The following is a 19,150-nucleotide window of genomic DNA, read 5'->3' as shown; positions in this document are numbered from 1 at the left end:
AATTACACAAAGAAAATTATGGATTATTTTTTTTAATAAAAAAACGGAAAACCTATATAGATTTTCCGTTTTTGGTATTTAATGTTTCGTTTGAATTTACTTCCCGTACGAATTGTTTTCTTGATTTACGTCTGCCATTAGTTTTGAAGGATCAATTTCAACTGATTTCACTTCTTTTTTTGTTGTAAAAGTGTACGTTGGATGTGCAAAAGTCCAATCAGTTATTATGGTTGCGTTGGTTGGTTTCTCTCCACGCATCATACGTAACGGAATATTAAATGATTCTTTTGAACCGTCTGTATACGTTACTTCAACATCAATAGGCATTGGCATTTGACCAATACGTTCTAAGGTAATTTCTTTTCCGTTTACTGATTTAATTCCGTAATCGATAGTATGTGTTGTCTGCGTCCATTCATTTAAATACCAGTCTAACTGAAGTCCTGAAACTTTTTCAGCTGTACGTTTAATGTCATTTGGTGTTGGATGCTTAAAAGAAAAGTCTTCAAAATATTTCTTTAGTGTTTTTGCTACATTTTCTTTTCCAATAATATATTCTAATTGAGATAAGAAAATGTTTCCTTTTGAATAACTCGCAACTCCATACGCTGTATTCGTGTGATACCTATCAGCGTGTGTTGTTAAAGGCTCTTCAATATTATTTTTTACCACGTAATTATACCCTCGATAAGATCCTGCATGTGGATTTTCTTTTCCTTCTCCTAAAATTTCATTTTCTGCTTTGTTTGAAATATAAGTGGTGAACCCTTCATCCATCCAAGGATGCTTACTTTCATTGGTCGCTAACAAGAATTGGAACCAAGTATGTGCTAATTCGTGTGCTGTTACTCCAAATAAGCTTCCCCATTTACGTTGTCCTGTAATTAATGTACACATTGCATATTCCATACCTCCATCTCCTCCTTGAATAACTGAGTATTGCTTATATGGGTACTGACCTATATGCTCACTAAAATACGTCATTAGTTCAGCTGTTTTAGGTTGTAACTTTTTCCAGTTTTCTAAATACTCAGCATCTAATGTTTTCTTGTAAAGGAAATGTAAGTCGATTCCATTGTCCATTTTATAGGTATCATGAATAAACTCAGGATCTGCTCCCCAAGTAAAATCATGTACGTTTGGCGCAGTGAATTTCCATGTTAATTTATCTCCTGACGGAAGGTTTAACGGTTTTATTTTGTCTTCGTAACCATGACCGACTTCTTGTGGGTTTTGTACATATCCTGTTCCTCCAACTACATAATTTTTATCAATATGAAGTGTTACATCAAAATTACCCCAAACTCCATGGAATTCTCTTCCTAAGTATGGTGGTGTATGCCAACCTTCAAAATCATATTCAGCCATTTTAGGATACCATTGTGTCATTGACAAAGCAACTCCTTCAGCACTATTACGACCTGAACGACGGATTTGTTTTGGTACTTGCGCATCAAAAATCATATCAAACGTTACACTTTCTCCTGGTTGAATTGGTTTGTTTAATGTAACTTCTAAAATCGTTCCAACAGTTTCGTGTTTTACTATCGAACCGTTTTGTTTTAAAGAACTTACTTTAATGTATCCTATTTCTGAAGGTGATAATTTACTAATACGATCTCCTACTCTTCTATCTGGGTCTTGGATATTTCTTGAACGAACATCCATTTGTGAGTTTGGTTGAAATGCATTGAAATATAAATGATAGAATACTTTATTTAACGCATCTGGTGAATTGTTTGTGTACACCAATTTCTGTGTTCCTTTGTATTGATATGTTTTAACATCCATATCAATATCCATAGTATAATCAACATGTTGCTGCCAATATCCTTGGCTAGATTGCTTGTGTACTTTTGTTTTTGTTACGGTTTTGTTTTTTGCACTATTTACGGTAGCACAAGAAATAACCGGTAACAATAAAAGGCTTAAGATTATTTTCTTCATATTAAACTGGTTTAATTCCCATTGAGGTTAGTGTTTTCTTAAAATCGCTTAGTTCTTTTTCATTTTTTAATACTGGAAAACTACGTCTTTTTCCATTATGTAATTTTAGAAAAACCCGCTCTCTTCCGTAGGCTTTTCTTGTTTCTATTCCTTCAATTTCATTAAGTAAGTGTTTAGATTTCCATGATCTTTTTACCACGTAATAAAATATTACTACTACAGAAACTACTGCAAGTAAAAACATAAAAACAAAAAGAGTTTCATTGTTTTTATAACTCATTAAATACAACTGAACTCCCATATTAATTCCATTAATTAACATCAAAGAGATTATTAACCATGAATGCATTGGCACTTCATCTTTAATTGTTAATTCCTGTGTTTTTTTGTTAAATTCTAGTTGCATGTGTTTTCTTATAACAAAAAAAGAGCATCAAAAAATAATGCTCTTTTTTAGCTTGTTTATACTGGTTTTATTTTCTTCCGTTTACCATTCTATCAGCCATTCTTACTGCATTGTATGCATTTACAACACGCCCTGATACTGATAATTCTGAGAAAGGAACTTTTACAGGCGCAGTACCATATCTAGCTCCTGTTCCTGGTTTAACAACCTCTAAATCTATTTTAGTTCCAGAGTTCATTAAAATGTGCTTTACCTGACTTGCCGTTAACTCAGGGTAGTAAGAACGTACTAATGCTGCAACTCCTGCTGCTGCTGGAGAAGCCATTGAAGTTCCATTAAACTTCTTGTATTCATTATCTGGAGTAGTTGAATATACTTGTACTCCAGGAGCAAATACGTCTACGTTCTTTTTACCGTAATTAGAGAAGTTTGCTGGTAATGTTTTATCATAATTAGCACTCATTGCTCCAATAGTTAAAAAGTTATCTGCAACTTCATTCATTAAATCTGGTGCATCGTTAGGGAAAGTCTTCTCAACATCAATATTTTTACCGTCATTTCCTGCTGCATTTACGATTAATACATCTTTAGATGCTGCATATTTAATTGCATCGTAAACCCACTCTTTGTTTGGTGAAAAAGCCTTTCCAAAACTTGTATTAATTACTTTCGCTCCATTATCAACTGCATAACGAATACCCAAGGCTACATCCTTATCGTACTCATCTCCTTCAGAAACTGAACGTACAGCCATGATTTTTACATTGGCAACCCCGTTCATTCCTTTATCGTTGTTTCTTGTTGCTCCAATGATACCTGAAACGTGAGAACCATGCGCTTCATCTTTTTCAGAATGACCTATATTACCATTTCCATATCCTGGTTTATCGTTAATATCATACGCATTATCACCAACAACAGTACGGTAATCTGTTTTTAAGTTATCTTCATTTATCGTAGCTATAGATTTTTTAATATCACTAGACAAATAATCACTGGTTTCTTTTAATGAAGAAAAACCATAGCCAAAGTACATTTTAGCTATACTAATTGCATCTTTTACGTTTTTATCTTTAGTATTTATACTCATTATCTCCTCAGCTGAGTATGCATCCTTATCAAGGTGCTTTTTTATTTGTTCTTGTGCTTTTTTAACATTTGCTAAACGGTTTTCCATATTTAATTTTCTCACTCTTGCTTCTTCAACTTTTTTCGCATGAAAATTCTTCACCTCAGCTAATAGTTCTGCACTTGCAACTTCTGGTTTCATTAGAATACGCTCGTATTCTAAGTGCTCTTTGTAAGAATCTCCTAAAAAGTTCCATCCATTAATATCATCAACATATCCATTTTTATCATTATCTATTCCATCTCCAGGTATTTCCTTGGTATTTACCCAAGCTACATCAACTAAATCCTCATGTTTTAAATCAGTTCCAGAATCAACGACACCAACTACAACTTCTACATTCTTTTTCCCTTTTAAAAACTCATAGGCTTTATTTACACTCATTCCAGGAATTGTATCTGTAGCCAAGTCTAAATGTTGCCAGTTTTCTTGCTCATAGTCTGTTAATTCAGCTTTTTTCGCTGGAATGTTCACTACGGTATTACTTCCTGCTGGCACAGGGATTTTGCTTACTGTTTTACAACTAGCCAAGGTAGCCACTGCAATTGCCGAGTAAAATACGGGCTTTAAAACTCTCATAATCTCTATCTTAATTTAAAACATTTGTAAAACTATTATTATTTTTCTACTTTTAGGCTTTATTAACAAAATTTTATAAATAATGAAAAAGTTAGAAAGATTCAAAACATTTGAATTAGCAAAAGAAAAAGTTAAGACAATTAAGGGTGGTAGTAATGGTCAGGATGCAGTTATGAAAAGTGAGATGGATGGAATATATGAAGAATTTTTCGGAGGAGGTACGCGTACTCGTCCTACTAAAAGATATTCTAGTAGACACGGTTGTACGGGTGATTGTTAAAAACAAAAAGCATGTTTTTTAAAAAACATGCTTTTTTAATTAAAAACATCTGTAAACTTAAATGTTTCCTTTAAACGAACTCCTTTTTCTGCATGCTTTACGGTTATTACTTCGTTGTAAGCATCATGTTCTAAAAACAGGTAAAATTCTTTATCTGCTGCTTCGTTTAAAAAAGCTTCTTTCTCTTTTAAGGTAAGTAGTGGCCTTGTATCGTACCCCATAACATAAGGCAAAGGAATATGACCTGCTGTTGGTAGTAAATCTGCCATAAACACCAATGTTTTTCCTTGATATTCTATTTTCGGTAGCATTTGTTTTTCGGTATGTCCATCTTTGAACAACACATCAAACCCAACATAATCTTTTGCGTTTAGATGTAAAAAGTTTAGTTGTCCGCTTTCTTCAATTGGTAAGATGTTTTCTTTTAAAAAAGATGCTTTTTCTCTCGCATTTGGGTGTACTGCCCAATCCCAATGACGTTGGTTACTCCAAAAACGTGCGTTTTTAAAAGCTGGTTCATACCCCGTTCTATCTTTGTTCCATTGAATTGCTCCTCCACAATGATCGAAATGTAGGTGTGTTAAAAACACATCTGTAATATCATCTCTATGGAAACCATGTTTTGCCAAAGAAGTATCTAATGAAAAGTCTCCATATAAATAATAATATCCAAAAAACTTATCGGATTGCTTATTACCAATACCTGTATCAATTAGTGTTAAACGATCACCATCTTCAATCAACATACAACGCATGCCCATTGAGATCATGTTGTTTTCATCGGCAGGGTTTGTCTTCTGCCAAATCGTTTTCGGAACTACGCCAAACATAGCGCCTCCGTCTAATTTAAAGTTTCCTGTTTCTATCGGATAAATTCGCATAGCTACAAAGATGCAGAATTTTAACGAATTATTTTGTTAAGGAAAACAAAAAGTGCCTAGTTTCTAGAAATGCTATCTGCCATAATTAAAGCATTGTAAGCATCAAGTTTTAAGTATTTATTGTATTCTAGTAAAAACAAAAAGATGAACCTAAGTCCATCTTCTTGCTTGTTTTAATTATATTACTACTAAGAATTATCTTCTACAGTAGCATTTGGTGCATTCATTTTTACTGAAGTTATACCATTTTCCATAGCATCTTTACTTGAATACATTTATAACTGAATTTATTTTTAGCTTCCATTCTTTTATAACTAAAAGAATAATAAAAAGTTCAATAGAAGAAATCAGACCTATATAGTAAAACAAGTATTTAGTTCCATGTGTTGAATTTAACACCAACTCAATTAAATAAAGAAATAAAGTAAAAACCCACATTTTACTTAAAACTGTACTCGGTGTCTCTAATTTTTTAAACTTAAAATAGTTTATAACAAGCAAAACTGATTTAATTATAAATAATATAACAAATACATTACTGAGACTAAAAACAACCTCTTTTTTTTCTATTAAAATAATATATGAACAAACAATCCAAAATAAATAATTTGATAGAATATTGTTGATATTATTCTCTCTAATTTCTTTATATGATATAATAAACCCTAGCAACAATAATAAAGCAATTATAATATCATAGAAAGTCTCTGGAATTTTATAGTTGACACATAATGATATACCTAAAAAAATTATAAATCTTATAGCTAAGTTTTTCATATCCTATTATTTATCAATTAAAACTTCTAAAGCTCCCAAAGGTTTTTTCTTCTTTTTGTCTTCGTAAAACTTTAAAGTTACTGTACTACCTACCTTAGAAGACATGCCATAGGTATTTGAAACACTTTTTATTTCATTATTTTGTATTGATAGCCATGTTAATTCATCATAACTTAATGAGTGACTTTTATAAGAGTCTTTATAACCTATTCTTAAAAATATTTTTTTTTCATTAATTGTGTTGTATGAAAAAAGTTTTAGCAGTCCAAAAGACTTATTAACTTTAAATTTATCAAACCATAAACTTAAATCATTTTCTATAAGTTTCTTAAACTCTTCATCTCCTTCAACTATTATTACATTCTTTTTTGGTACAATCCTTAAAAAGTTGGAATACTTTTTAGATTCTGAGATACTATTCGAAGGATAATGATAATAATTCACAAATTGTCCATGATTTGTCAATGTAATAGTGGCTACATAATAGACTATAGATAATAGTAGACACACTAATAAAAGCTTAATTATTTTGTTTTTCATTGACTTTTCAATTTGTTTTCTTTCTCTTTTTTATTTCAATCAAAATAAAAAAAGCTCAGCGATTATTGCTGAGCTTTTTGAGGTGTCGAGCGGATTCGAACCGCTGTAGATGGTGTTGCAGACCACTGCCTAGCCACTCGGCCACGACACCTTATATTGATAAGGACTGCAAATTTACAGCTTTTATCTTTTTTTGCAAGCTTTTTTTACTTTTTACGCACATCTGATAAAACAATTGCTACCTCAGCAACATTTCCTCCAATGGGTGGATTAATTTTAGCTACGCTAACTTCTGCTTCATCAACAAGTTGTATTTCTTTAAAAATTCTACTTAAAATTCGTTGAGCAACATGCTCTAATAATTTAGAACGAATCGCCATTTCTTCTTTTACAATTTGATTCAAATGCACATAATCTACCGTATCAACCAAATCATCGGTTTGTGATGATTTTTGTAAATCGGCTTTTACTTCGATATCTACTCGGTATTCCGAACCGATTCTTGCTTCCTCATCTAAGCATCCGTGATTTGTAAAAACACGAATGTCGTTTACACGTATAATTCCCATGCCGCAAAAATAGCAATGTTTACTTATTTAAAAGCATTCTTCGTGTTTTTTCAATAATCGTAAAAGACCTTAACAATATTATTCATTTCTTAAAAGAATAAGATTTCTCACTTCGTTCGAAATGACGTCTTTATTAATTCGTAAAGAAATCGAATATATTACTTAAAGCACTTGTTTTAGCCTTATAAAACTCTGTATAACTACATCTTTTACAGGTTACACTCGTAAACTTTTTATTTTGAACATCAAAAATTTTAGATAACGTTCCTCCCGTTGCTCTCATTTCAGCTACTTCATAGGTTTTATTCTCACATTTCGGACAGGTATAATTTAATGGCTTACTCATAAATATTTTTAGTTTTTTATTTATAAGAGTCGAAAAATTAAAAAATGTTACAAACTACTTTATTTCAAATGTTTGATTCAACTCACCCATCGTTACTTTATACTTTCCTTTTGGTAAATAGTATTTATCATTCTTTGCTTTTTTTATCTCAGTATCTTTGTGTTTCTTTAAGTAATTTTTTCTTCCTTTTTCAGAAAAAGAAACATCATACACTACTTCATTAAATCCTTTTGTTACATTAGTTTTTATAGTGTTTACCAAAACTTTATCTGAATATACTTCTAACTCAACTTCTTTATTGGTATTTACATAAAATGGAATTGTAATTTTTGGTGTATTTGGTTCCAACCATTTACTCCAAGAACTACCCCAAGATTTTCTTTTCTTAATGTCCTTAATACTAAAAATAGCTTCTTTATTATTAAATTCTTGCAACGAAGCAATATTGGCTTTGTATAAACTACGTCCATGTGTACCCACTACTAAATGTTTTGCTTTCGGTTGAATTACCAAATCATGTACTGCTACATTTGGCAATCCGTTGCTAAAAGCTTCCCATGTTGCTCCTTTATCAAAAGACACATACAATCCGTTATCGGTTCCTAGGTATAGTATATTCTCTTTTTTAGGATCTTCCTTAATCACATTTACCGCAGAAGTTGGAATATTATTACTGATGTTTTTCCATGTTTTTCCATAATCATCAGACATGTATACATAAGGAGTAAAATCATCAAAACGGTATCCGTTTAACGTAACATACACACGTTCTTTTTTATGTTTTGAAGCTATTACACGACTTACCCATAAATTTTGTGGAAAAGAATTGGAAATCTTCTCCCAGCTTCCTCCTCCATTTTTAGTAACATGTACTAGCCCATCGTCAGAACCCACATAAATCAACCCGAATTGGAATGGACTTTCTGAAATCGTAGTTAAGGTTCCGTAAGCAACATTTCCTTTTTTTCCTCCTTGAGTTAAATCATCAGAAGTAGTTTCCCAATCATCTCCCTGGTTCAAAGAACGATGCAATTTATTTCCTCCTAAATACAAAATATCTTGATTGTGTTTTGATAGGTGAATAGGTGTTTGCCAATTAAATCGAAAAGGACTCTCACCTAACTTGTGCTTTGGCTGAATATACTTTTGCTTTCCATTAGCTCTATCAATTCGATAGTAATTTCCAAATTGATATCCTGTATATACAATGTTCGGATTTCTATCATCAACTGCTACCTGCATACCATCACCACCCATTAAGCTTTCATAAGGGTTCTTTCCTGTTTGCTGCCATCTTTTATCAATTTTTGCATTATGATTTGCTACCCAAACACCATTGTCTTGTAATCCTCCATACACCTTATAATTTTTTTGATTGTCAGCATATACGGTATAAAACTGACCTACCGCTGGTTGGTTTAATTTCGTCCAACTTTCACCATCATCATATGAAATATTCAATCCGCCATCATTTCCATCAATTAAATGTCCTTGTTTTTTTGGATTTACCCACAACGCCTGATGGTCGGCATGTACATTTTCTTTACTGATAGATGTAAACGTTTTTCCGCCGTCTTTTGATTTTAAAATAGGAACTCCTAAAACATAAATCCCATTTTCGTCTTGCGGATCTACGCGAACCTCTCCGAAATAATAGCCGTATGAATAATACAAGTCATCTAAATATCCTTCGTGTGTCTTTTTCCATGTTTTCCCACCATTGCTAGTTTTAAAAACCTCGGCACCTACTACTGGTGTATCAAACAAGAGTGCATTTGCATCTTCTAAATACTTTGCCAAATCAATTGGTTTTACGGAACCTGATCGTACCATTTGTTTTACATTTTCAGCACGGTACTTTTCTTGAAAACCATTCATTTTTAAGTAGGTATTCAGTTTTTTATCTTTTAAATCCAAAAACTCAGCAACCGACATTGTTTTAAAATCTTCTTTCGTCAAAGCATTAGAATCTTCATCTTTTTTCGCCTCTTTTTTTCTTCGGAATTGACTATCGTGAAAAGCATATACCGTGTTTTCATTATATACAGCTAGCCCTATTCTACCTACTCCATCTCCATTTGGAAAACCATTGTTATCCGAAATTTTAGTCCACGTATTTCCTGCATCTGTCGATTTATAAATTGCAGAATTTTTTCCGTCTCCATCAAAATTCCATGCTTTTCGTTCACGCTCCCAAGCAGCAGCATATAAAATATTGAAGTTGTTTGGTACCGGTTGAATGTCAATAACTCCAGTATTTTCATCAATAAACAAGGTTTTTATCCATGTTTTTCCTCCATCAGAAGTTTTAAAAATTCCTCTTTCTTTGTTTGAAGAATATAAATGTCCTATTGAGCCAACGATTACCTCTTCTGGATTTTTCGGATTGATTAAAATTCGCCCAATATGATGTGAATCAGGTAACCCTACGTTTGTCCAAGTTTTACCTTTATCAGTAGATTTTAAAATTCCGATTCCTGCATACGATGAACGAGAAGAATTATTTTCTCCTGTTCCTACCCAAATTGTTCCATTTTTCCAATCTACAGCAATATCACCTACATTTTGTGTAGGAGAATTATCTAAAATTGGAGTAAAAGTCGTTCCGTTGTTGTTAGTATGCCATACTCCTCCAGAAGCATATCCTACATAAAACTCTGTAGTATTTGCTGGATTCACATCAATATCCACCACACGCCCACTCATTACTGTAGGTCCAATACTTTTAAACGGTATATTTTTTACTGTAGAATTTGTAATTAATACTTCCTTTTGTTGTAAAGCTTGTTTTATTTTCTCTGAAGATGTAGGTTGCTGTGCAACTATTGTAAACGGAAATAAAGCAATAAAAACTTTGGCTAAGACTCTCATTATAATTTGGTTTAGAAGAAGTGAAAATACTGTAAGCAAATACTATTTCAAAAAAATTAACAGAATATTGAGAGACTTCTTTTTGAAGTTCTTGTCAAACAAAAAAATGATTAGCTTTGTTTAACCTCAAAATTTTTAGGCTATGACTATTTTTATTCTTTCTGTTAGTGACCAAATTTATTCAACACAAAGAATATACAAAGAAGCTCGTCGTCGTGGACATAAAGTTGAAATTATAAACCATTTAAAATGCTCTATAAAACTTGGCGATGGTAAACCTGCTATTCTATATCAAGGTAAAAATATTATTGATATTCCTGATGTTATTATTCCTAGAATAGGTGTTTCTGCTATGAAACACGGAGCAACAGTTGTAAAAGAATTTGAAATAAATGGGGTTTACAGTACCGCTAGTTATTTAGGTATTGTTAATGCGCAAAACAAAGCTCGTACTTTGCAAATAATGAGTAGAAATGGACTTCCTATTCCTCAGACTGTTTTTTCTGTTGACGCTGAAAACATTAGTGAGCAAATAGATTTATTAGGTGGCTCTCCTGTCATTATTAAACTACAAGAAGGAACACATGGCTCTGGAGTAATTTTAGCTGAAAGCAAAAAATCAGCTATGTCTATTATTGAAACCATGCACGGAACAAATACCAGTATTTTATTACAAGAGTTTATAAAAGAAAGTAATAGTGAAGATATTCGTGCTTTTGTTGTAAATGGTAAAATAGTCTCTTCTATGAAACGTAAAGGACTAGAGGGTGATTTTCGTTCTAATATTCATAAAGGAGGCAGCGGACATAAGGTCACTTTAACTGCTGAAGAAGAAAAAATAGCTATTAAAGCAGCTCAATATTTAGAACTACCTATTGCTGGTGTTGATATGATACGATCAAAAAGAGGACCTTTATTAATTGAAGTTAACTCAACTCCTGGCTTACAAGGAATTGAAGCATATACCAAAGATAATATTGCCAAAGCCATTGTTAAATTTTTAGAAGAAAAATGTTCGAACAAAATTTTAAAAACGGAATCATAGAAATTCGTGGACAAAAAATTGGTTTAGGTGAATCTAAATTAATTAAAATCCCAATTGATAGATTGCCTACAGGAACTCTAATAGAAATTCCTGTGTATATTTTTAATGGTGATCAATTAGGCCCAACTATTCTACTACAAGGTGGTTTACACGGAGATGAAGTAAACAGTATTGAATTAGTCAGAAGAATGTTAATTGACAAATCGTACAAAATTCACCGAGGTTGTGTTATCGTTGTTCCCTTGTTGAATGTGTTTGGTTTTTTAAATATGTCGAGGGACATGCATGGTAAAGACGTAAACCGTAGTTTCCCTGGTTCAAAAACAGGTTCCTTAGCAAGTAGAATGGCGTATTACTTAATGAAAGAAATTACCAATAATGTAGATTTTGCTATTGATTTCCATACAGGAGGTGAACAACGAAATAACTTTCCGCAAATACGATTCACCCCTGAAGATGAAAAAGGATTTCAGTTAGCCAGCATTTTCAATGCCCCATTTATGTTTGGCTCTAAACTTATCCCTAAATCTTTTAGAAATCAATGTTATAAAAACAATATTCCTGTAATTGTGTACGAAGGAGGAGAATCTTTACGACTAGAAGAAAAAGCTATTCAGCAAGGTATTAATGGAACGCTTCGTGTTTTAAAACATTTTAAAATGATTAATAAAAGTATTGAAATACCTAAAAATACTACTTCAATACACATTAATAAACACAAATGGGTTCGAGCCAAGGTTGCTGGTTTATTTACTTCTATTGTACATAATGGTGAAAAAGTAAAAAAAGGACAAGTTTTGGGACATGTTATGGATACCTATGGGGAAACAAATTTTTCCGTAAAATCTCCTTACAATGGCTATATCATTGCTAAAAACAACTTTCCAATCATTAACATGGGAGATGCTTTATTTCACTTAGGAAAACCATAACAAACTGATTTTATTTGTTTTATAAATTATTTTTCACTTACTTTAATTCCAATTAACTAATCAAAAATTATAAAATTATGGAATTTCTTATTAGCTTATTAAGTGGAGCAGTAGGTGGTAATCTTGCAGGTGCTTTGTTAAAAAAGTACTCTTTAGGTACCCTTTGGAACTCAGTTGTAGGAATTTTAGGTGGTGGCCTAGGAGCTCAATTATTAGGAATGTTAAACATTGATATTTCTGGTATTATCGGAAACATTGCTGGAAGTGGTGTTGGTGGAGCTGTTTTACTGGTTATTGTTGGTATTATTAAAAGTGCCATGGCTAAAAGTTAAACACATATTAAAACTTAAAACTAAAGAAAAGACGCTTTAAATAAGGCGTCTTTTTTATTTATAGACGAAGCCCAATAAATAGCAGTACCTTTGTTGGCTCATAGTCGTGTTATTTTTTAATACTACTGAAGAATTATATATGACATTTACATCGTTAGGTTTATCAAAAGCTTTAGTAAAAGCGGTAACCGAAAAAGGGTACGAAACACCCTCTCCTATTCAAGAAAAAGCAATTCCAGTTATTTTAGAAGGCAAAGACGTATTAGCTTCTGCACAAACCGGAACAGGAAAAACTGCAGGATTTATCTTGCCTATTTTACAAAATATATCAGAAAAAAAGAATCCAAAATATCGTCCGATCAAAGCATTGGTACTAACACCTACAAGGGAATTAGCTGCTCAAGTATATGATAATGTGCGCGAATACAGTACACATTTAAATATTAAATCTACCGCTATTTTTGGTGGCGTAAAACCAAGCTCTCAAATAGCAACACTTAAAAACGGAATTGATGTTTTGGTAGCTACTCCTGGTAGATTAATAGATTTACACGAGCAAAATCAACTTTCTTTAAAACGTGTTGACGTTTTAGTTTTAGATGAAGCCGACAGAATGCTTGACATGGGTTTTTTACGAGATATAAAAAAAATAATCTCTTTTTTACCTCAAAAACGTCAAAACTTATTGTTTTCGGCAACTTTTTCAAAAGAAATAAAAAAATTAGCACAAGGTATTTTACACAACCCTGTATTGGTTGAAGCTGCCCCAGAAAATACAACGGCCGAAAAAGTAAACCAGAAACTATATAAGGTTCCTAAAAGTAAAAAAACCGAACTAGTTGGTCAGTTGATTTCAAAAGGTAACTGGAGTCAGGTATTAATTTTTACTCGAACCAAACACGGTGCTAACAGGTTGACTGAAAAACTAATTAAACGAGGAATTTCTGCCGCAGCTATACACGGAAACAAAAGTCAAGGAGCAAGAACCAAAGCTTTAAAAGGTTTTAAAGACAATTCTATTCGAGTATTGGTAGCTACTGATATTGCTGCACGTGGATTAGATATTCCATTGCTTCCACACGTTATTAATTTTGAACTTCCTAACGTTCCTGAAGATTATGTGCATCGAATTGGTAGAACAGGAAGAGCAGGCGCTAGTGGAGAAGCTATTTCATTAGTAGCCCAAGAAGAAGAAACTTACTTAAAAAGTATTGAGAAGTTATTAGGGCAAAAAATTACTATTTCTGAATTAGAAGGTTTTGATTTATCTACTATAAAAAATGAAGTAACTACTGAACGACCAAAGCAGCAATCTAGAAATAAACCAGCTAAAAAATCGTTTAAGACATCTTCTGATCCAAAGAAAAAAACAAAAAAAACCTCAACAGAAAATTCAAAAAAACATACTCCTAGAAAACGAAATAACCGTAAAAGAAGGAATAGCAACAAACCATCTTAAGAGTTAATTAAAATCGCATTTTATCTATTTAATTATCAGTATTTTTGGCACTTCACTAATCAAGCAAAACAATATTTTGGTATAAATATTGTTATATTTACTGTGTATTACAAAAACCAATAATTATGAAAAAACATGTTTTATTACTAGTTGCATTGGCAACTTTTTTTACCGCATTTGTTAGCTGTTCTAGTGACGATCCCCAAACGTCTCAAGTAGCAGTTCGCTTAGTAGACGCTCCTGGTGATTACGATAAAGTAAACATCGATGTACAGGACGTAATGATTAACGTTGGAGACGAAGAAAATGGTTGGCAAAGCCTTGGAAATGTTACTCCACAAGTATACAACTTACTTGAGTTAACTGGTGGAATTGACGCTTTATTAGTAGACACTGAAATTCCTGCTGGTAAAATTGGGCAAATTCGTTTAGTTTTAGGTGAAAACAATTCTATTGTAGTAGATGGAGAAACATATCCATTAGCAACCCCTAGCGCACAACAATCAGGATTAAAATTAAACGTACACCAAGATTTAGTAGGTGGTGTAAAATATACGTTTATACTAGACTTTATGGTTGATAAATCTATCGTTGTAACTGGTTCGGGTGACTACATTTTAAAGCCAACTATTAGAGTGACTACTGAAGCTGCTTCTGGAGCTATTTCTGGAATGGTAAATCCTTTTGAGTATCAAGTAGCAGTTGAAGCTGCTTCCGCTACCGATACAATTACAACAGTAACAAACGAAGAAGGTAAATTTATGTTACACGGTGTTCCTGCAGGTACTTACAATGTAACTTTTACTCCTGATGAAGCTTCTGGATTAGCTCCTAAAACTGTTGAAGGAGTTAACGCTGTATTAGGTGAAAATACTGATATGGGAACTGTGGAGTTAGAATAACTCTTCATCTATAAATTATCACAAAGGATGCTGTAAAAAGCATCCTTTTTTTATACTTTTAAGCTAAATTTTTTTCGTAAAATGGAAGCTTCAAAAAAAGCTATTACACAACGCATACAGAACATCGTAAATGATGAAAGTTTAAACACGTTAATTCCTGAAATCATTAACTGTTTTAACGAATTATCCTTATCTAGAAATGAATTTTTAGTTAAAAAAGGAGAACCTTGTCGTTATTTTTGTTTTGTAGAAAGTGGCATTTTACAATATGCTGTTACCGTTTCTGGACAAGAAAAAACCACCTATTTAGCCTTAAGAAATGGTTTTGCCTCTTCTTTAAAGAGTTTTTTACAACAAACTCCCTCCCCAAAAGACATAAAAGCATTAAGTACCTGTAAACTTTGGGTGTTAAAAATTAATGACTTTAAACACCTAATGAAAAACAACAAAGCTTTTCATCAATTTTATTATAACTTTATAGAAAATCAAATTTTTTTAATTGACGATTATCGTATTGACCTGCTGACTTTAACTCCTGAAGAACGTTATAAAAAATTACTCGTGAACGAACCCAAATTACTTCAGGAAGTTCCTCTTCATTATTTAGCTTCATTTTTAGGAATTTCTACCCGACATATGAGCAGAATTCGAAAAAACATAAATTAGCGCCAAATGGCTAATATTTGCACAGTTTCTTTCCGTATTTTTGAGGGAATCTTATCAATTTAATTGAATCATTATGAAATACCATGCAATAAATAGCCAGTTATTTATAAAGAATCGCAAAAACTTTATGGCTCAAATGAAGCCAAATAGTTTAGCTGTTTTTAACTCAAACGATATATATCCTGTAAGTGCTGATAGTACGTTACCTTTTGAACAACACCGTGATATTTTCTTTTTAAGTGGAGTTGATCAAGAAGAAAGTATATTAGTTTTATTCCCTGATTGTCCGAAAGAAAATTTACGTGAAGTATTATTTTTACGTGAAACTAATGAGCATATTGCTGTTTGGGAGGGAGAAAAACTAACCAAAGAAAAAGCGTTAGAAACTAGCGGTATTAAAAACGTACACTGGTTGCAAGATTTAGAAAAAGTATTGGCTGAAATGATGGCTTTAGCCGATACGGTTTATATTAACACAAACGAACATTACCGTGCTAGTGTTGAAACTGAAACTCGTGAAGCTCGTTTTACTAAATGGTTATTAAACAAATATCCTGCACATTCAGTAGCAAAAAGTAACCCAATTTTACAACGTTTACGTTCGGTAAAAGATCAAATTGAAATTGATTTAATTCAAACTGCTTGTGATATTACTGAAAAAGGATTCAGACGTGTATTAGATTTCGTAAAACCTGGTGTTTGGGAATATGAAATTGAAGCAGAATTTATTCACGAATTTGTTAGAAATCGTTCTAAAAAATTCGCTTATACGCCAATTATTGCTTCTGGTAACAATGCCAACGTATTGCACTATATTGAAAACAACCAACAATGTAAAGCAGGTGATTTATTACTAATGGATGTTGGAGCTGAATATGCAAACTATTCTTCGGATATGACACGTACCATACCTGTTTCTGGTCGTTTTACAGACAGGCAAAAAGCGGTATACAATGCTGTTAACCGTGTAAAAAACGACGCTACAAAAATGTTAGTTCCAGGAACTCTTTGGGCTGAGTACCATATTGAAGTTGGTAAATTAATGACTTCGGAATTATTAGGTTTAGGGTTATTAGACAAAGCTGACGTACAAAACGAAGATCCAAATTGGCCAGCATACAAAAAATACTTTATGCACGGTACCTCTCACCACATGGGCTTAGACACACATGACTACGGATTGTTACATGAGCCAATGCAAGCAAATCAAGTATTTACGGTAGAGCCTGGTATTTATATTCCTGATGAAGGCTTTGGTATTCGTTTAGAGGATGATGTTGTTGTTCAAGAAACAGGGGAACCTTTCAACTTAATGCGCAACATACCTATTGAAGCTGACGAAATAGAAGATATTATGAATAAATAGTATCATTTCCCATACTTTTAAAACGTCATTAAAACTCCTTTTTTTGGAAATTTTAATGACGTTTTTTCTTCTTAAGACAAACCATTTTACTGTCATTCCGAACGACAAAGGAGGAGGAATCTTTTTCTTTCAATTCCCAAAGGTTAACTTTTTTTACTACTTTTAGTACTCAAAATATTGTTATGATGATGACTTATATAGAAATGATTGGAGTATGGCAGCTGATTCTAATCTTAATTATTTTACTTGGAATTATTCCAACAATTATTGCCCTTATTGATATTTTAAAAAGTGAGTTTAAAGGAAACAATAAAATTGTTTGGATTCTCATTGTTTTATTAGCTAACTTTTTTGGTGCTGTTTTATATTTCCTAATTGGAAGAGAACAAAAAATAAAAGAGTAAACAAAACCCTTCACCATGAAAAACCTACTTTACATATTTGCTTTTGCACTAATTTCGTGTGCTTCTAGCCAAATTAACAAATTTGATAATTCCGATTTGGTCGGAACATGGAATTGGACCAATACCGATGGTGGTTTTGGAAACCATATTCATAAAACTCCTGAATCACTTGGTAAAAAAGTACAGCTTACCTTAGAAAAAAACTATCAGTTTTCAATTTTTGAAGATAGCAAAGAGACTTTTAAAGGCACCTATACTTTAACAATGAAAAAAGCTATTTATTCTAATAAAGAAGAAAGGTTTATACAACTATCTGGTGACCAACAAATTTCTGGAATTATACTCTCAGGAATCATTAGACTTACAAAACCTAACATCTTAGAGATTTCCGATAATAATTACGACGGACTAGGAAGCATGTTTTCACGTGTTGAATAAATAAAATGTCATCTTATTAAAAACAGTAAAAACCCTTACTATTTAGCAGGGTTTTCCTTTGTTTATTTCAATTTAAAATATTTATTTAGGCTCTTCTCCCTCATATAACTAATGAGTCTCTCAACTATCTTTCTGTACTTTTTATAATTAACATATTGATGCTCATTAGCTGATTTAAAAATAACTAAACTGTTAATTATGGAACTAAACGAAACTAAACTACACGATTTATTAGGCAAAGTGGTTACTGAAATGGGAGCCGCCGCTAATGGACCTCTTGTTACTATAGGTGACAAACTTGGATTGTACAAATCTCTTTCTAAATCTGATTCTTTATCTTCTAGTGAATTAGCCACAAAAACAAATACTTCTGAAAGGTATGTAAGAGAATGGTTAGCTACTCAAGCTGCATCTGGATATGTAGAGTATGATGCGGACAATAACAAATTTTATATGACGCCTGAACAAACGGCTGTTTTTGGTAATAGTAAAAGTCCTGTTTTTATGACAGGTGGGTTTTATGCTGTTTCTTCTGTATATCATGACGAACCTAAAGTAGAAGAAGCTTTTAAAACTGGAAAAGGAATTTCTTGGGGAGACCATAATACCTGTTTATTTTGTGGTACCGAAAAATTCTTCAGCCCTTCTTATGAAGGAAATTTAATTCAAAATTGGCTGCCTGAATTAGATGGAGTGGTAGAAAAGTTAGAAGAAGGCGCTAAAGTTGCCGATATTGGATGTGGTCATGCTGCTTCAACCATTATAATGGCAAAGGCTTTTCCTAATTCTACTTTTGTTGGGTACGATTTTCATGATGAATCCATAAAAAAAGCAAAGAAAAAAGCTAAAAAAGCCGGAGTTGATAATATTTCTTTTGAAGTAGCCACCGCTAAAGATTTTCCTGGAAAAGATTATGATCTTGTCTGTTTTTTTGATTGTTTACATGATATGGGAGATCCAGTAGGTGCTTGTAGACATGTAAAAAAAGCTTTAAAACCTGATGGAACTTGTATGATTGTTGAACCTTTTGCAAATGACGAATTAAAAGACAACCTTAACCCTGTTGGGCGTGCTTTCTATGCTTTTTCAACTACTATTTGTACTCCTTGTTCTTTAAATCAAGAAGTTGGGCTTGCGCTAGGGGCTCAAGCAGGTCAAAAAAGATTAGAAGATGTTGCTACCAGAGGGGGATTTACTCAGTTTAGACTAGCAACACAAAATCCTTTTAACCTTATTTTAGAAGCTAGACCTTAATAAAAGCCTTTATTCTAAAAAAAATAA

21 protein-coding genes and 1 tRNA gene are annotated in these 19,150 nt (G+C 32.5%); 11 read left to right on the top strand and 11 right to left on the bottom strand.

The window, feature by feature from the left end; all coding sequences use genetic code 11:
* Nucleotides 1–96: 96 nt before the first annotated feature.
* From D6T69_RS03160 to D6T69_RS03150, 3 genes are all read right to left on the bottom strand, one after another.
* Nucleotides 97–1,947: a M1 family metallopeptidase gene (locus D6T69_RS03160; RefSeq protein ID WP_125066414.1), complete on the bottom strand. Its 1,851-nt coding sequence runs from the start codon at nt 1,945–1,947 to the stop codon at nt 97–99.
* Nucleotide 1,948: 1 nt separating this feature from the next.
* On the bottom strand, nt 1,949–2,353 hold the full coding sequence (locus D6T69_RS03155; protein WP_125066413.1) for a hypothetical protein: 405 nt from the start codon (nt 2,351–2,353) through the stop codon (nt 1,949–1,951).
* Between the two features lie 67 nt (nt 2,354–2,420).
* Complete coding sequence (locus D6T69_RS03150) at nt 2,421–4,061, bottom strand: S8 family serine peptidase (protein ID WP_125066412.1); 1,641 nt, start codon at nt 4,059–4,061, stop codon at nt 2,421–2,423.
* A gap of 82 nt (nt 4,062–4,143) precedes the next feature.
* Between D6T69_RS03150 and D6T69_RS03145 the strand changes: the two genes are divergently transcribed.
* Nucleotides 4,144–4,341: a hypothetical protein gene (locus D6T69_RS03145; protein ID WP_125066411.1), complete on the top strand. Its 198-nt coding sequence runs from the start codon at nt 4,144–4,146 to the stop codon at nt 4,339–4,341.
* A gap of 35 nt (nt 4,342–4,376) precedes the next feature.
* Here D6T69_RS03145 and D6T69_RS03140 read toward each other — a convergent pair whose 3' ends face one another.
* The 8 genes from D6T69_RS03140 to D6T69_RS03105 all read right to left on the bottom strand — a co-directional run bounded on the left by D6T69_RS03140 (nt 4,377) and on the right by D6T69_RS03105 (nt 10,325).
* Complete coding sequence (locus D6T69_RS03140; RefSeq protein WP_125066410.1) at nt 4,377–5,222, bottom strand: MBL fold metallo-hydrolase; 846 nt, start codon at nt 5,220–5,222, stop codon at nt 4,377–4,379.
* 188 nt (nt 5,223–5,410) lie between these two features.
* Nucleotides 5,411–5,476, bottom strand: coding sequence for a DUF1508 domain-containing protein (locus tag D6T69_RS03135; protein ID WP_240628406.1), 66 nt, complete (start codon nt 5,474–5,476; stop codon nt 5,411–5,413).
* 7 nt (nt 5,477–5,483) lie between these two features.
* The gene (locus D6T69_RS03130) at nt 5,484–5,999 is read right to left on the bottom strand and encodes a hypothetical protein (RefSeq protein ID WP_125066409.1); all 516 of its coding nucleotides are present in this window, start codon (nt 5,997–5,999) and stop codon (nt 5,484–5,486) included.
* A gap of 6 nt (nt 6,000–6,005) precedes the next feature.
* Complete coding sequence (locus tag D6T69_RS03125; protein WP_125066408.1) at nt 6,006–6,539, bottom strand: hypothetical protein; 534 nt, start codon at nt 6,537–6,539, stop codon at nt 6,006–6,008.
* An 80-nt stretch (nt 6,540–6,619) separates the two neighbouring features.
* Nucleotides 6,620–6,690 (bottom strand) — tRNA-Cys (locus D6T69_RS03120).
* A 55-nt stretch (nt 6,691–6,745) separates the two neighbouring features.
* Complete coding sequence (gene folB, locus D6T69_RS03115; protein ID WP_125066407.1) at nt 6,746–7,108, bottom strand: dihydroneopterin aldolase; 363 nt, start codon at nt 7,106–7,108, stop codon at nt 6,746–6,748.
* A 133-nt stretch (nt 7,109–7,241) separates the two neighbouring features.
* On the bottom strand, nt 7,242–7,454 hold the full coding sequence (locus tag D6T69_RS03110) for a zinc ribbon domain-containing protein (RefSeq protein ID WP_125066406.1): 213 nt from the start codon (nt 7,452–7,454) through the stop codon (nt 7,242–7,244).
* A 54-nt stretch (nt 7,455–7,508) separates the two neighbouring features.
* A complete protein-coding gene (locus D6T69_RS03105) occupies nt 7,509–10,325 on the bottom strand; it encodes a VPS10 domain-containing protein (protein WP_125066405.1) in 2,817 nt (938 codons plus the stop codon).
* Between the two features lie 142 nt (nt 10,326–10,467).
* On the opposite strand from D6T69_RS03105, the gene D6T69_RS03100 reads away from it, so the two are divergent.
* From D6T69_RS03100 to D6T69_RS03055, 10 genes are all read left to right on the top strand, one after another.
* The gene (locus D6T69_RS03100) at nt 10,468–11,370 is read left to right on the top strand and encodes an ATP-grasp domain-containing protein (RefSeq protein WP_125066404.1); all 903 of its coding nucleotides are present in this window, start codon (nt 10,468–10,470) and stop codon (nt 11,368–11,370) included.
* Nucleotides 11,337–12,302 carry a succinylglutamate desuccinylase/aspartoacylase family protein gene (locus tag D6T69_RS03095; RefSeq protein ID WP_125066403.1) on the top strand — a complete coding sequence of 322 codons (966 nt, stop codon included), beginning with the start codon at nt 11,337–11,339 and terminating at the stop codon, nt 12,300–12,302. Before D6T69_RS03100 ends, D6T69_RS03095 begins: the two co-directional genes overlap by 34 nt.
* Nucleotides 12,303–12,379: 77 nt before the next feature.
* Nucleotides 12,380–12,634 (top strand): hypothetical protein, encoded by a 255-nt coding sequence (locus D6T69_RS03090; protein ID WP_125066402.1) that lies wholly within the window; start codon nt 12,380–12,382, stop codon nt 12,632–12,634.
* Between the two features lie 139 nt (nt 12,635–12,773).
* Complete coding sequence (locus tag D6T69_RS03085) at nt 12,774–14,093, top strand: DEAD/DEAH box helicase (protein WP_125066401.1); 1,320 nt, start codon at nt 12,774–12,776, stop codon at nt 14,091–14,093.
* A gap of 125 nt (nt 14,094–14,218) precedes the next feature.
* Nucleotides 14,219–14,995 (top strand): DUF4382 domain-containing protein, encoded by a 777-nt coding sequence (locus tag D6T69_RS03080; protein ID WP_125066400.1) that lies wholly within the window; start codon nt 14,219–14,221, stop codon nt 14,993–14,995.
* An 81-nt stretch (nt 14,996–15,076) separates the two neighbouring features.
* The gene (locus D6T69_RS03075; RefSeq protein ID WP_125066399.1) at nt 15,077–15,661 is read left to right on the top strand and encodes a Crp/Fnr family transcriptional regulator; all 585 of its coding nucleotides are present in this window, start codon (nt 15,077–15,079) and stop codon (nt 15,659–15,661) included.
* 73 nt (nt 15,662–15,734) lie between these two features.
* Nucleotides 15,735–17,027 carry an aminopeptidase P family protein gene (locus D6T69_RS03070; RefSeq protein WP_125066398.1) on the top strand — a complete coding sequence of 431 codons (1,293 nt, stop codon included), beginning with the start codon at nt 15,735–15,737 and terminating at the stop codon, nt 17,025–17,027.
* 185 nt (nt 17,028–17,212) lie between these two features.
* A complete protein-coding gene (locus D6T69_RS03065; protein ID WP_125066397.1) occupies nt 17,213–17,431 on the top strand; it encodes a PLD nuclease N-terminal domain-containing protein in 219 nt (72 codons plus the stop codon).
* A gap of 15 nt (nt 17,432–17,446) precedes the next feature.
* Entirely contained in the window at nt 17,447–17,869 is a 423-nt protein-coding gene (locus D6T69_RS03060) for a hypothetical protein (RefSeq protein WP_125066396.1), read from the top strand.
* 198 nt (nt 17,870–18,067) lie between these two features.
* Nucleotides 18,068–19,123 (top strand): class I SAM-dependent methyltransferase, encoded by a 1,056-nt coding sequence (locus D6T69_RS03055; RefSeq protein WP_125066395.1) that lies wholly within the window; start codon nt 18,068–18,070, stop codon nt 19,121–19,123.
* Nucleotides 19,124–19,150: the final 27 nt, after the last annotated feature.

The sequence above is a fragment of the Tenacibaculum singaporense genome (genome assembly GCF_003867015.1).
Taxonomy (GTDB): domain Bacteria; phylum Bacteroidota; class Bacteroidia; order Flavobacteriales; family Flavobacteriaceae; genus Polaribacter; species Polaribacter singaporensis.
This window is presented reverse-complemented; position numbering and strand designations above follow the sequence as displayed.

Excerpts from the sequence above, each read along its gene's own strand:
- D6T69_RS03155 (WP_125066413.1), bottom strand. The coding sequence starts at position 2,353 with ATGCAACTAGAATTTAACAAAAAAACACAGGAATTAACAATTAAAGAT.
- D6T69_RS03075 (WP_125066399.1), top strand. The coding sequence starts at position 15,077 with ATGGAAGCTTCAAAAAAAGCTATTACACAACGCATACAGAACATCGTA.
- D6T69_RS03130 (WP_125066409.1), bottom strand. The coding sequence starts at position 5,999 with ATGAAAAACTTAGCTATAAGATTTATAATTTTTTTAGGTATATCATTA.
- D6T69_RS03055 (WP_125066395.1), top strand. The coding sequence starts at position 18,068 with ATGGAACTAAACGAAACTAAACTACACGATTTATTAGGCAAAGTGGTT.
- D6T69_RS03150 (WP_125066412.1), bottom strand. The coding sequence starts at position 4,061 with ATGAGAGTTTTAAAGCCCGTATTTTACTCGGCAATTGCAGTGGCTACC.
- D6T69_RS03060 (WP_125066396.1), top strand. The coding sequence starts at position 17,447 with ATGAAAAACCTACTTTACATATTTGCTTTTGCACTAATTTCGTGTGCT.
- D6T69_RS03085 (WP_125066401.1), top strand. The coding sequence starts at position 12,774 with ATGACATTTACATCGTTAGGTTTATCAAAAGCTTTAGTAAAAGCGGTA.
- D6T69_RS03100 (WP_125066404.1), top strand. The coding sequence starts at position 10,468 with ATGACTATTTTTATTCTTTCTGTTAGTGACCAAATTTATTCAACACAA.
- folB (WP_125066407.1), bottom strand. The coding sequence starts at position 7,108 with ATGGGAATTATACGTGTAAACGACATTCGTGTTTTTACAAATCACGGA.
- D6T69_RS03090 (WP_125066402.1), top strand. The coding sequence starts at position 12,380 with ATGGAATTTCTTATTAGCTTATTAAGTGGAGCAGTAGGTGGTAATCTT.
- D6T69_RS03095 (WP_125066403.1), top strand. The coding sequence starts at position 11,337 with ATGTTCGAACAAAATTTTAAAAACGGAATCATAGAAATTCGTGGACAA.
- D6T69_RS03125 (WP_125066408.1), bottom strand. The coding sequence starts at position 6,539 with ATGAAAAACAAAATAATTAAGCTTTTATTAGTGTGTCTACTATTATCT.
- D6T69_RS03140 (WP_125066410.1), bottom strand. The coding sequence starts at position 5,222 with ATGCGAATTTATCCGATAGAAACAGGAAACTTTAAATTAGACGGAGGC.
- D6T69_RS03080 (WP_125066400.1), top strand. The coding sequence starts at position 14,219 with ATGAAAAAACATGTTTTATTACTAGTTGCATTGGCAACTTTTTTTACC.
- D6T69_RS03110 (WP_125066406.1), bottom strand. The coding sequence starts at position 7,454 with ATGAGTAAGCCATTAAATTATACCTGTCCGAAATGTGAGAATAAAACC.
- D6T69_RS03105 (WP_125066405.1), bottom strand. The coding sequence starts at position 10,325 with ATGAGAGTCTTAGCCAAAGTTTTTATTGCTTTATTTCCGTTTACAATA.
- D6T69_RS03070 (WP_125066398.1), top strand. The coding sequence starts at position 15,735 with ATGAAATACCATGCAATAAATAGCCAGTTATTTATAAAGAATCGCAAA.
- D6T69_RS03145 (WP_125066411.1), top strand. The coding sequence starts at position 4,144 with ATGAAAAAGTTAGAAAGATTCAAAACATTTGAATTAGCAAAAGAAAAA.
- D6T69_RS03065 (WP_125066397.1), top strand. The coding sequence starts at position 17,213 with ATGATGACTTATATAGAAATGATTGGAGTATGGCAGCTGATTCTAATC.
- D6T69_RS03160 (WP_125066414.1), bottom strand. The coding sequence starts at position 1,947 with ATGAAGAAAATAATCTTAAGCCTTTTATTGTTACCGGTTATTTCTTGT.